This is a genomic window from Streptomyces sp. NPDC017676 (assembly GCF_044329325.1).
In the GTDB taxonomy this organism is placed as follows: Bacteria; Actinomycetota; Actinomycetes; order Streptomycetales; family Streptomycetaceae; genus Streptomyces.
Genome location: NZ_JBIRJA010000013.1, coordinates 54,238 through 66,402 on the forward strand (window position 1 = coordinate 54,238; position 12,165 = coordinate 66,402).

At 71.8% G+C, this 12,165-nt stretch carries 12 protein-coding genes; 10 read left to right on the plus strand and 2 right to left on the minus strand.

Going from position 1 to position 12,165, the window contains the following annotated elements:
- Nucleotides 1-5: 5 nt before the first annotated feature.
- Together aroA and ACH4LD_RS27180 are read right to left on the minus strand one after the other, a co-directional pair.
- Nucleotides 6-1,322, minus strand: a complete 1,317-nt coding sequence (gene aroA / locus ACH4LD_RS27175) for a 3-phosphoshikimate 1-carboxyvinyltransferase (protein WP_132788566.1) — start codon at nt 1,320-1,322, stop codon at nt 6-8.
- Nucleotides 1,323-1,350: 28 nt separating this feature from the next.
- Nucleotides 1,351-2,073, minus strand: a complete 723-nt coding sequence (locus ACH4LD_RS27180; protein ID WP_398056126.1) for a M50 family metallopeptidase — start codon at nt 2,071-2,073, stop codon at nt 1,351-1,353.
- A 100-nt stretch (nt 2,074-2,173) separates the two neighbouring features.
- Between ACH4LD_RS27180 and ACH4LD_RS27185 the strand changes: the two genes are divergently transcribed.
- The 10 genes from ACH4LD_RS27185 (at nt 2,174) to ACH4LD_RS27230 (ending at nt 12,159) form a co-directional block, all read left to right on the plus strand.
- Entirely contained in the window at nt 2,174-2,989 is an 816-nt protein-coding gene (locus tag ACH4LD_RS27185) for an SOS response-associated peptidase (RefSeq protein ID WP_132788568.1), read from the plus strand.
- Nucleotides 2,990-2,999: 10 nt separating this feature from the next.
- Complete coding sequence (locus ACH4LD_RS27190; protein WP_398056189.1) at nt 3,000-3,638, plus strand: alpha/beta family hydrolase; 639 nt, start codon at nt 3,000-3,002, stop codon at nt 3,636-3,638.
- Nucleotides 3,639-3,893: 255 nt separating this feature from the next.
- Nucleotides 3,894-4,589 carry an RNA polymerase sigma factor SigR gene (sigR, locus tag ACH4LD_RS27195; protein ID WP_014674890.1) on the plus strand — a complete coding sequence of 232 codons (696 nt, stop codon included), beginning with the start codon at nt 3,894-3,896 and terminating at the stop codon, nt 4,587-4,589.
- Entirely contained in the window at nt 4,586-4,897 is a 312-nt protein-coding gene (rsrA, locus tag ACH4LD_RS27200; RefSeq protein ID WP_398056125.1) for a mycothiol system anti-sigma-R factor, read from the plus strand. The genes sigR and rsrA overlap by 4 nt, the downstream gene beginning before the upstream one ends.
- Nucleotides 4,898-5,008: 111 nt before the next feature.
- Nucleotides 5,009-6,313: an HD-GYP domain-containing protein gene (locus ACH4LD_RS27205; RefSeq protein ID WP_398056124.1), complete on the plus strand. Its 1,305-nt coding sequence runs from the start codon at nt 5,009-5,011 to the stop codon at nt 6,311-6,313.
- A complete protein-coding gene (locus tag ACH4LD_RS27210) occupies nt 6,310-7,593 on the plus strand; it encodes an HD-GYP domain-containing protein (protein WP_398056123.1) in 1,284 nt (427 codons plus the stop codon). Before ACH4LD_RS27205 ends, ACH4LD_RS27210 begins: the two co-directional genes overlap by 4 nt.
- Before the next feature lie 99 nt (nt 7,594-7,692).
- A complete protein-coding gene (locus tag ACH4LD_RS27215; protein WP_103812503.1) occupies nt 7,693-8,673 on the plus strand; it encodes a hypothetical protein in 981 nt (326 codons plus the stop codon).
- 64 nt (nt 8,674-8,737) lie between these two features.
- Complete coding sequence (gene def / locus ACH4LD_RS27220; RefSeq protein WP_103812504.1) at nt 8,738-9,388, plus strand: peptide deformylase; 651 nt, start codon at nt 8,738-8,740, stop codon at nt 9,386-9,388.
- 291 nt (nt 9,389-9,679) lie between these two features.
- Nucleotides 9,680-10,765: an epi-isozizaene synthase gene (cyc1, locus tag ACH4LD_RS27225; protein ID WP_398056122.1), complete on the plus strand. Its 1,086-nt coding sequence runs from the start codon at nt 9,680-9,682 to the stop codon at nt 10,763-10,765.
- Nucleotides 10,762-12,159, plus strand: coding sequence for a cytochrome P450 (locus ACH4LD_RS27230; RefSeq protein WP_398056121.1), 1,398 nt, complete (start codon nt 10,762-10,764; stop codon nt 12,157-12,159). Before cyc1 ends, ACH4LD_RS27230 begins: the two co-directional genes overlap by 4 nt.
- Nucleotides 12,160-12,165 lie beyond the last annotated feature (6 nt).

Sequence of the window (12,165 nt, forward strand, 5' to 3'; positions counted from 1 at the left end):
CGTCCCTACTGCCCGAGCATCCCGGTCCACAGCTCGGGGAAGTCCGGCAGGGTCTTCGCCGTCGTCGCCACGTTCTCGATCCGCACGCCCGGCACGGCCAGGCCGATGATCGCACCGGCGGTCGCCATGCGGTGGTCCTCGTAGGTGTGGAAGGTCCCGCCGTGCAGCGGGCGCGGGCGGATGTGCAGGCCGTCGGCCGTCTCCGTGACGTCACCGCCCAGCTCGTTGATCTCCTTGGTGAGCGCGGCCAGCCGGTCCGTCTCGTGGAGCCGCAGATGGGCCACGCCCCGCAGGGTGGACGGCGAGTCGGCGAGCGCGGCCACCGCGGCGATGCCGGGGGTCAGCTCGCCCACGTCACCGAGGTCCACGTCGATGCCGTGGACCGCCCCCGAACCGGTGAACTCCAGGCCGTACTCGGTGAGTGCGCAGGAACCGCCCATCTCGGTGAAGATCTCCCGCAGCCGGTCACCCGGCTGGGTGGTACGGGCCGGCCAGTCCGGGATCACCACCTTGCCGCCGGTGACCAGGGCCGCCGCCAGGAACGGCTGCGCGTTGGACAGGTCCGGCTCGATCGTCAGGTCCCGTCCGAGCAGCGCGCCCGGCGTCACCCGCCACACGTTCGGCTCGCCGCCGGACTCCGGCGTGTCCACCTGGGCGCCGACCGCGCGCAGCATGTCCACCGTCATCCGGATGTGCGGCATCGAGGGCAGGCTGGCGCCGGTGTGGCGGACCTCCACGCCCTGGTTGAAACGGGGGCCGGACAGCAGCAGCGCCGACACGAACTGCGAGGACGAGGAGGCGTCGATCGACACCGGGCCGCCGTCCAGGGCCCCGCCGCCGTGCACGGTCAGCGGCAGCGTGCCCCGGCCGTCGTCGTCGATCCGGGCGCCGAGCACCCGCAGCGCGTCGATCACGCCGTTCAGGGGACGCTCGTACGACCGCGGGTCCCCGTCGAACCGGACCGGGCCGTCGGCCAGCGCGGCCACCGGCGGCAGGAACCGCATCACCGTGCCCGCGTTGCCGACGTCGACCGTGGCCGGGCCGGACAGGCCCGTGGGCAGCACCCGCCAGGCCTCGCCGGTGCCGTCCGGGCCCACGCCCTCCTCGATCTCCACGCCCATGGCCCTGAGGGCACCGGCCATCAGCAGGGTGTCCCGGGACCGCAGCGGGCGGCGCAGCCAGCCGGGCTCGGAGGCCAGGGCCGCGAGGACCAGAGCGCGGTTGGTGACCGACTTGGACCCCGGCACGTGGACCGTCGCGTCGACGGCTCCGCTCGCGTGCGGGGCGGGCCAGAGGGCGGTGGAGGAGGTGTTCGGGGCCATGGGGCCACTTTATAAGGAGGCCGCGCCGTCAACCCTCCAGCAGCCAGCGCCCTCCGCCGATCAGCGAGCACAGCGACACCGCGTGGAACAGGAACAGCCACAGGCCCGCCGGTACGTGCGTGAGGCGGGACAACTGGTCGGCGTCGGAGTCCCCGGCACCGCCCCGGGACCGCTTGGCCTGGAGCTCGAACGGCGGCCGTACTCCCCCGGACAGCAGGAACCACACCACCGCGTACGCGAACGCGGCCTGCACCTGCGGCCCCGTCAGCCAGGACACCAGCAGGAACGCCCCGCCCGCGAGGACCACGGTCAGTACGCCGTACGCGTTGCGGATCATCACCAGCATCGCCACCAGCAGGGCGGTGGCCACCCACAGCAGGAGGGTGATGCGCCCGGCGGCCAGCAGCGCGGCCCCGCCGAGACCCAGCAGCGAGGGGGCGGTGTAGCCCGCGGCGGCCGTCAGGATCATGCCCAGCCCGTGCGGCTTGCCCCGGCTCACGGTGAGCCCGCTGGTGTCGGAGTGCAGCCGGATCCCGGTGAGCTGCCGGCCGGTGAGCAGGGCGATCAGACCGTGGCCGCCCTCGTGCGCGATGGTGATCGCGTTGCGGGATATCCGCCACACCGGGTGGGGGACGACCACCGCGAGCGCGGCGGCCAGCGTGGCCAGCACCACCCACAGGTCGGGGTCGGGCTGGGTGCCGGTGAGCCGGTCCCAGAGGCCGGGCAGCGCGGTGGCGGCGAGGCGGTCCATGTCTGCTGGTGGCTCCGTTTCGCTGGCGATGGAGGTCGGCGCGCGGCGCCGTCGTCGAGGTGGTGGCCGGGTGGCGGGCGGGCCTGGCAGTGTTGCACGTATGTGCGGACGGTATGCATCGAGTCGTGGGCCCGAGGATCTCGCAGGAATCTTTGAGATCGAGAAGTGGGAGCCCGAGGAGACCCTGGAGCCCGACTACAACGTGGCGCCGACCAAGGAGGTCTACGCCGTCCTGGACCGCCCCCTGAAAGACGCGGACTCCCCGCGTCCGGTTCGCCAGCTCCGCTCGCTGAAGTGGGGGCTGGTCCCGTCCTGGGCCAAGACCCCGGAGGGCGGCGCCCGGATGATCAACGCCCGCGCCGAGACCGTGCACGAGAAGCCCGCCTACCGGCGCGCCTTCGCCGCCCGCCGCTGCATCGTGCCGGCCGACGGCTACTACGAGTGGGTCACCGGTCAGCAGGAGCGCGACCTGGAGGTGGAGGGCAGGAAGAAGCGGCCGCGCAAGCAGCCGTACTTCGTGCTGCCCGCCGACGGCTCGGTGTTCGCGATGGCCGGCCTGTACGAGTTCTGGCGCGACCGGACCCTGCCCGACGACCACCCGCGGGCCTGGTGGGCCACCTGCTCGGTGATCACCACCGAGGCGGAGAGGACCCCGCTGGCCGTGGCCCCCGCCGAGGGTCCGCGCTCCCTCGCCGAGATCCACCCGCGGATGCCGCTGATGCTCACCCCGGACCGCTGGGACGCGTGGCTGGACCCCTCCCGCACCGACCCTGACGAGCTGCGCGAGCTGCTCGCCCCGCCCCCGGCCGGCCTGATGCGGGCCTACCCGGTCCCCACCGCCGTCAGCAATGTCCGCAACAACGGCCCGGAGCTGCTGAAGGAGCTGGAGGGACCGGAAGAGGGCACACTCTTCTGACGTGACGGACGTGACAGAAGTGACCACGCAGACGGTCGGTACGGATGCCGGTGAGGCCCGGATCACCTGGCACCCGGCGAAGAAGGCACGGCTGGTGCTGGCCGTCGGCCACGGCGCCGGCGGCGGCATCGAGGCACGCGACCTCCAGGCGCTCGCGGCCGCGCTGCCCGCCGACGGCGTGACCGTCGCCCTCGTCGAACAGCCCTGGCGGGTCGCCGGCAAGAAGGTCGCTCCCGCGCCGAAGACCCTGGACACCGGGTGGCGGGGCGTGTGGCCCGCGCTCGCGGAACCCGGCCTGCCGGTGGTCTCCGGGGGCCGCAGCGCCGGTGCCCGGGTCGCCTGCCGCACGGCGGCCGGGCTGGGCGCGCACGCGGTGCTGGCGCTGAGCTTCCCGCTGCACCCGCCGGGCAAGCCGGAGAAGTCCCGGGCGGACGAGCTGCTGGGGGCCGGGGTGCCCACGCTGGTCGTCCAGGGCGGCAACGACCCCTTCGGGAAGCCGGCGGAGTTCCCGGAGGGTGACTTCCGGCTCGTCGAGGTGCCGTACGGCGATCACGGGTTCGCCGTGCCCAAGCGCGCGGAGACCACCCAGGAGCGGGCGCTGGAGACCGTCACCGGCGCGGTACGGGAGTGGATCGCGTCACTCGGGTGACCCGGGAATGTTGTGCGGTGGGCCGCTGTTGACGCGACCGGAAGTGCCGACGGCTTCGGCACCGACGTCGCAGGAGAGGAAGTCCGCCGCATGGGTTCGACCATCTGCCCGGCCCGCAGCAGCCGCACTGACCTGGACTGGTCCGTGCTGCACGCGGCCAAGACCGCTCCTATTCGAGCGGCGGCAGGCACGGGTCGTGTTCTATCCTCCGAAACGAGTGGGATCGGCTTCGGTCCCGCCCGTGATCTTGAGGAGGTGGGTCCGGTCACCGGTACCGACGCAGGGACCGACAACGGCCAGGCGGAGCTGCCCGAGGGCCAGGGCGTCAGCGCGGACGCGTCCGATGAGTCGACCGCGGAGCGCAGCGCGCGCTTCGAGCGGGACGCGCTCGAATTCCTCGACCAGATGTACTCGGCCGCGCTGCGCATGACGCGCAACCCGGCCGACGCCGAGGACCTGGTGCAGGAGACGTACGCCAAGGCGTACGCGTCCTTCCACCAGTTCCGCGAGGGCACCAACCTCAAGGCGTGGCTGTACCGCATCCTCACGAACACCTTCATCAACTCCTACCGCAAGAAGCAGCGCGAGCCCCAGCGCTCCGCCGCGGAGGAGATCGAGGACTGGCAGCTCGCCCGTGCCGAGTCGCACATGTCGACGGGTCTGCGCTCCGCCGAGTCGCAGGCGCTCGACCACCTGCCCGACTCGGACGTGAAGGCCGCGCTCCAGGCGATCCCCGAGGAGTTCCGCATCGCCGTCTATCTCGCGGACGTCGAGGGGTTTGCCTACAAGGAGATCGCGGACATCATGGGGACACCCATCGGTACGGTGATGTCCCGGCTGCACCGGGGCCGCCGTCAGCTGCGCGGCATGCTGGAGGACTACGCCCGTGAGCGCGGGCTGGTCCCGGCCGGCGCCGGAGAGTCGAACGAAGCGAAAGGCTCGGGCTCATGAGCTGCGGAGAGCCGCACGAGACGGACTGCAGTGAGGTCCTCGACCACCTGTACGAGTTCCTCGACAGCGAGATGCCGGACATCGACCGCGACAAGTTCCAGCACCACTTCGAGGAATGCTCGCCGTGCCTGGAGAAGTACGGCCTGGAGCAGGCCGTGAAGAAGCTGGTGAAGCGGTGCTGCGGGCATGACGACGTGCCCGCCGACCTCCGGGCCAAGGTCATGGGGCGGATCGAGCTGATCCGCTCCGGGCAGACCGTGCCGGAGCACGACGTGGCCAAGGCCCCCGCGGCCCCGCGGGAGTCCTGACACGCCGGGACATATCACCCGAACGTGCTAATCCTCAGGTCATAAGCCCCGCATCCCCCGACTCCGCCCTAGGCTCCGAGCCTGGAGGAGGCACGGTCGGGGAGGGGCGTGATGGACGCGGTACCGGCAAGGGCACGCGGCTATGTCGCCGCCGTCGCCCTGTCGGCCGTCCTCTGCCTGCTGCCCCTGCCGACGACACGCACCCCCTGGGGGGAGCCGGCCCTGCTCGCCGCGCTCTACGCGGTCTGCGAGCACGCCGTACGCCGCCGCTTCGGCGGCACCTTCTACCCCGTGCTGCTCGCCGGTGCGTTCCTGCTGCCCCCGGCCGCAGCCGCGCTCGTCCCGGTGCCCGCCGCGCTGCTCTCCCCGGTCGAGCACCCGCCCGCCCTGCTCCGGCGCGTGTGGCGGGCCGCGCAGCCCGCGCTCGCCGTGTGGGCGGCCGCCCGGACGCACTGCGCGCTCGGCGGCGAGGACGCCGTCGTCGGCTCCGACTTCCCCTCCGCGCTGCTGCCCGCGGGCGCGGCCGTCCTCGCGTTCTGCCTGGTGCTCACCGCGCTCGACGGCGGCCTGCGCGCGGCGGCCGGGCTGGTGCCACTGCGGCGGGCCTGGCGCGGGCTGCTGGCGCGCTCGCTCGCCCCGGTCGCGGTGCACGGACTCGCCGGGCTGATGATGGCCGTCCTGTGGCGCAGCCCCTACGGCCCGGTCGCCGCGCTCCTCGTGCTGCTGCCGATGGGCGTCTCCTGGTGGGTCTTCGCGCTGTACCACCGTGAACGGGCGGCCCACCAGGCCACCATCCGCGCCCTCGTCCAGGCCGTCGACATCAAGGACGGCTACACCCGCGGCCACAGCGAACGCGTCGGACAGGCCTCCGTGCTGATCGCCCGCGAACTCGGCATGGACGACGACCGCGTCGAGGTGCTGCGCTTCGCCGGCATCCTGCACGACGTCGGCAAGCTGGGCGTGCCCACCCGGCTGCTGCGCAAGGACGGCCCGCTCACCCCGGAGGAACGGCGGATCATCGAGCTGCACCCCGAGTACGGCCACGAGATGGTCCGCGGGATCTCCTTCCTCGGCGAGGCCCGTGCGGCCATCCTCCACCACCACGAACGGCTCGACGGCAGCGGTTACCCGTACGGCCTGGCGGGCGGCCAGATCCCCGAGTGCGCCCGGATCGTCGCCGTCGCCGACGCCTTCGACGCCATGACCTCCACCCGCTGCTACAGCAGGGCCCGCCCGGTCGAGGCCGCCGTCGCCGAACTGGAGCGCTGCGCCGGGTCGCACTTCGACCCCCGCATGGTCGGCGCGCTCGTGCGCGCCCTGCGCCGCTCCGGCTGGCACCCGGCGGTCACCGCCGACGAACCGGCGTACGGCACCCCGCCCGCGGAGCGGACCACCGGCACCGGGGCGCCCCGATGACCGCCCTGCGGCTGATCCACGGCGCCGCCGCCCTCGTCGCGGCCGGTTCCCTCGCCGTCACTCTCCGGACCGGCCTGCACGACCGGGGCGTCGCGCTCGCCTTCGGCGTGCTCATAGCCGTCGGCGAACTGACCCGCTGGAGCGACGAGCAGGGGCAGCGGCAGGCCGCGCCCCTCGGTGCCGCAGGCGCCCTGTCGTACGCCCTGCTGGGCGCCGACGCCGGACGGCCGGGCCAGCACGGAGCCGCCCAGGTCGTCACCGTCGTCCTCGTCGCCACCGTGCTCGGTGCCGTCCCGCACATCTGGTCCGGCCGCGGCCCCACCACCGACCACCTGACCCGCCGCGTCCTCACCGTCGGATTCGCCGCCGTCTGCTTCCAACCGCTCTACAGCCAGGGCGTCTTCGCCCATTGGGTCGGCCCCGCCTACGCCCTCCTGCTGCTCACCCTGCTCGCCCTCACCTCCCTGTGCGGGGCGGTCCTGGCCGCCGCGCTCGCCCACTGCCGCACCCGCTGGCCGTTCGGCCCGCTGCTGCGCGAGGAACTGCGCGGACTGCTCGGCATCGGTTCCGCGATCTGTGCGACCGGCGCCGTGATGGCACTCGCGGTAGCCGTCGTCGGCCTGTGGGCGCTGCCCGTGTTCTGCCTGCCCATGCTGCTCGTCCAGCTCTCCCTGCGTCGTTACGCGGCCGTCCGCGCCACCTACCGGCAGACCATCGCCTCCCTCGCCCGCGCGACCGAGATCGCCGGCTGCACCCCCGCCGGGCACGCCCACCGCGTCGCCGCGCTCAGCCTCGCCGTCGGCCGGGACCTCGGCCTGAGCGGGCCCGAACTGACCGTCCTGGAGCACGCGGCCCTGATGCACGACATCGGCCAGCTCAGCCTGGTCGACCCGGTCCCGGCCGGCGCCACCGCCGGCCTGCCCGCCGCGGAGCAGCGGCGCATCGCCCTGCTCGGCGGTGCCGTCGTCCGGCAGACCGGCGTGGACGCGGCCGTCGCCGTCGTCGTGGAACGGCAGGCCGACCCCTACCGGGAACAGCCGCTCGCCGCCCGGATCGTCCGGGCCGTGAACGCCTACGAGGAGAAGACCCGGGACGCCGGTCCGGAAGGCCCGCTGCGCGCACTGGAGGAGCTGCGACTCGGCACCGCCGGGGACTACGCTCCGGAGGTCGTGGAGTCGCTCGCCCGGGTGCTGGCCAGGCCTCCCGGCGTCCGGGAGCGCGTGCCGGTGCGACGAACAGGACTGTCTGACCCCGCGCCCGGCGGGGTAACCCATGGGTAATGAGCGCCTTTCCCACGGCACGTGGTTGGATGCGAGGGAGAGGGTGTCCGGGGGCACAAGCCAGCCCACAGCGGGAAATGGAACTGGCAGGCGGGAATCGTGAGGATCTTCGGCAAGGGACGGCACCGGCCCTCCGCCTCCTGGCGGCAGGCCACCGACCGGGCGTTCACACTCATCGGCGACGGCCGGTACGAGGACGCGGGCGAGCTGCTGACACGCGCCGCCGATCTGGAACCCTGGCTGTCGGAGTCCTGGTTCAACCTCGCCCTGCTGCACAAGTTCCGGCACGACTGGGAGCAGGCGCGCGCGGCCGGACTGCGCGCGGTGGCCCTGCTCGACCGGGAGACCGGGGCGCCCGACTGGTGGAACGTCGGCATCGCCGCGACCGCGCTGCAGGACTGGCCGCTGGCCCGCCGCGCCTGGCAGGCGTACGGGCTGAAGGTGCCCGGGGGTGCCGCGGCCTCCGCGGAGCCGGTCGGCATGGAGCTGGGCAGCGCGGCCGTACGGCTCTCCCCGGAGGGGGAGGCCGAGGTGGTGTGGGGCCGCCGGCTGGACCCCGCGCGGATGGAGGTGCTGTCGATCCCGCTGCCCTCCTCCGGGCGGCGCTGGGGTGAGGTCGTGCTGCACGACGGCGTCCCGCACGGCGAGCGCACCACCTCGACCGGGCACTCCTACCCGGTCTTCGACGAGATCGAGCTGTGGGCGCCGTCGCCCGTCCCCACCTGGGTGGTCCTGCTGGAGGCGGCCACCGAGGCCGACCGGGACGCGCTGGAGCAACTGGCCGCGGACGCGGGGTTCGCGGCGGAGGACTGGTCGTCGTCGGTACGGCTGCTGTGCCGGATGTGCAGCGAGTCCCGCATGCCCTCCGACGAGGGCGAGGGGGTGCACCTGGACCCGCACGACCACAGCGAGCCGGGTCACCCCGGGCCGCTCGGGCACCGGACGGACGGACAGCTCTGGGTGCCGGAGCGGGAGTGCGGTGTCGCCGCCCCGGCGTCGCTCGTGCGGGGGCTGCTCGACGGGTGGGTCGCGGACAGCCCGGACTCACGGGACTGGCGCGATCTGGAAGAGGTCTGCTGACCAGGCGCCGTACCCTGTATCAGCAACATCTCTCCCTGTTCTTTGAGGAAGGCGTACGTCGGTCATGGCGCAGCAGGACACCGATCAGCAGCACGCGGGCGTGCTCCCTGTCGACGACGAGGGCTATGTCGTCGACACGGAGGACTGCGAGGAGCGCGAGAGGGCCTGGCGCGAGCGCGGCACCTCCCGGCCGATCACGGTCGTCGGCAACCCGGTGCTGCACAAGGAGTGCAAGGACGTCACCGAGTTCGGCGAGGAGCTCCAGCAACTCGTCGCCGACATGTTCGCCAGCCAGCGCACCGCCGAGGGCGTGGGCCTGGCCGCCAACCAGATCGGTGTCGACCTGAAGGTCTTCGTCTACGACTGCCCGGACGACGAGGGCGTCCGGCACGTCGGCGTGGTCTGCAACCCGAAGCTGGTCGACCTGCCCGCCGAGAAGCGCCGGCTGGACGACAGCAACGAGGGCTGCCTGTCCGTGCCCACGGCGTACGCGTCGCTCGCCCGTCCCGACTACGCCGAGGTGACCGGCCAGGACGAGCAGGGCAACCCGATCAAGGTCCGCGGCACCGGCTACTTCGCACGCTGTTTGCAGCACGAGACCGACCACCTCTACGGCTACCTGTACATCGACCGGCTCTCGAAGCGGGACCGCAAGGACGCGCTGCGGCAGATGGCGGAGAACGAGCCACGTTACCCCGTGGTCGCCAACGACTGAGCGACGCCGGGCACTTGGGGCGCCCCGGCCGGGATCCTTCCCGGCCGGGGCGCCTTCGTGTCGCCGTGCTTCGCTCGTGCGTGCGTCGTACAACCGGTCCCTTCTGCGCTCCTGGTGATCCTTAACCAGTCAGACAGGGGGAGATTCGCGGCACCTTGGGGTGGTGAATGGAGCAAATCCGTTCCCACGGCGCTCAGTTGTGGTGCTGAATGGAAGTGCGGGATACGCAACGGCGCACGCCCGGCACAACGGGAGGGGTGTGCGCTCCTGGCGGCTGAGAGGGGTTTGTTCGTGCAAGCTTTCCCACACAGCACCACAGCGACGCAGACGGCGGTCGTAGTCCCACCCTCACTGGCACTCCCGGTGATCGAGTCCGCCTTTCCCCGGCAACTGCATCCGTATTGGCCACGGCTCCAGGAGAAGACCCGGCTCTGGCTCCTGGAAAATCGGCTCATGCCGTCGGCCAAGGTTCGGGAATATGCCGATGGCCTGTGCTACACCGACCTCATGGCGGGCTACTACGCCGGTGCCCCCGACGAGGTCCTGCAGGCCATAGCCGACTACAGCGCCTGGTTCTTCGTCTGGGACGACCGCCATGACCGCGACATCGTGCACGGCCGGGCGGGCGACTGGCGGCGGCTGCGGCACCGGCTGCACGCGGCTCTGGATTCACCCAGGCACCATCTGCACCACCCCGACCCGCTGGTGGCGGGGTTCGCGGACAGTGTGCTGCGGCTCTACGGCTTCCTGTCGCCCACCTGGAACCACCGGTTCGCCCGGCACTTCCACGCGGTCATCGAGGCCTACGACCGTGAATTCCGCAACCGCACCGAGGGATACATACCCGGCGTCGAGGAATACCTCGCGCTGCGCCGGCTCACCTTCGCGCACTGGATATGGACGGACCTGCTCGAACCCAGCGCCGGATGTGAACTCCCGGACGCAGTGCGGAAAAACCCGGCATACCGCCGGGCGGCCCTCCTCAGTCAGGAATTCGCCGCCTGGTACAACGACCTCTGCTCGCTCCCGAAGGAAATAGCGGGCGACGAGGTGCACAATCTCGGAATCAGCCTCATCACCCACAGGGGGCTGACCCTCGAAGAAGCGGTGGACGACGTCCGGCGACGGGTCGAGGAATGCATCAGCGAATTCTTCGAAGCGGAGCGGGACGCCCTGAGGTTCGCCCGGGAGATCGACGACGGAACGGTCCGCGGAAAAGAGTTGAGCACGGCGGTCCAGACCTGTGTCGGCAATATGCGCAACTGGTTCAGCTCCGTCTACTGGTTCCACCACGAGTCCGGCCGGTACATGGTCGACAGCTGGGACGACCGCTCCACGCCCCCGTACGTCACGAACGAAGCGGCAGGTGAGAAATGACCGTCGAGTCGGTACAGCCCGCGAACCCCGGGACCCCCGGTACGCGCGAGATCCCCGAGACGCCCGACCTGCGTGAACCGCCCCTGGCCGGAGGCGCCGTACCGGTCCTCGGGCACGGTCTGAAACTGGTCCGCGACCCGCTCGCGTTCATGTCCGGACTGCGCGACCACGGAGACGTCGTCCGCCTGAAACTCGGCCCCAAGACGGTGTACGCCGTCACCACCCCGGCGCTCACCGGAGCACTGGCCCTGAACCCCGACTTCAAGATCGACGGCCCGCTGTGGGAGTCCCTGGAGGGCCTGCTCGGCAAGGAGGGCGTGGCCACCGCGAACGGCCCCCGGCACCGCCGGCAGCGGCGCACCATACAACCCGCCTTCCGGCTCGACGCGATACCCGGCTACGGGCCGATCATGGAGGAGGAGGCGCACGCGCTGACCGACCGCTGGAAACCCGGCGGCACCGTCGACTGCACCTCCGAGGCCTTCCGGGTCGCCGTCCGTATCGCGGCCCGCTGCCTGCTGCGCGGCGACTGCATGGACGAGCGCGCGGAACGGCTCAGCATCGATCTCGCCACCGTCTTCCGTGGTATGTACCGCCGGATGGTGATCCCGCTGGGCCCGCTCTACCGGCTGCCGTTCCCGGCCAACCGTGAATTCAACCGGGCGCTGGCCGATTTGCATCTGCTGGTGGACGAGATCGTCGCCGAGCGGAGGGCATCTGGTCAAAAGCCGGACGATTTGCTGACGGCATTGCTGGAGGCGAAGGACGACAATGGCGACCCCATCGGGGAACAGGAGATCCACGACCAGGTCGTCGCCATACTCACCCCCGGCAGCGAAACAGTCGCGTCCACGATCATGTGGCTGCTCCAGGTCCTCGCCGCACACCCGGAACACGCCGAGAAGGTACGGACCGAGGTCGAATCCGTGACCGGTGGTCGACCGGTCGGATTCGAGCACGTCCGCTCACTCACGCACACCAACAATGTCGTCGTCGAGGCCATGCGACTCCGGCCCGCGGTATGGATATTGACGCGGCGCGCGGTGAGCGACACCGCGCTCGGCGGCTATCGCATTCCGGCCGGGGCGGACATCGTCTACAGCCCGTACGCCATCCAGCGCGACGCCCGCTCCTACGCCCGCCACCTCGACTTCGACCCCGACCGCTGGCTGCCCGAGCGGGCCAAGGAGGTGCCGAAGTACGCGATGAGCCCGTTCAGCGTGGGCAACCGCAAGTGCCCCAGCGACCACTTCTCCATGACCCAGCTGAGCCTGATCACCGCGGCGATCTCCGCCAAGTACCGCTTCGAGCAGGTCAGCGGATCCGACGACACCACCCGCGTGGGCATCACGCTCCGCCCGCAGAACCTGCTGCTGCGGGCGATGCCCTGGTAGACCACC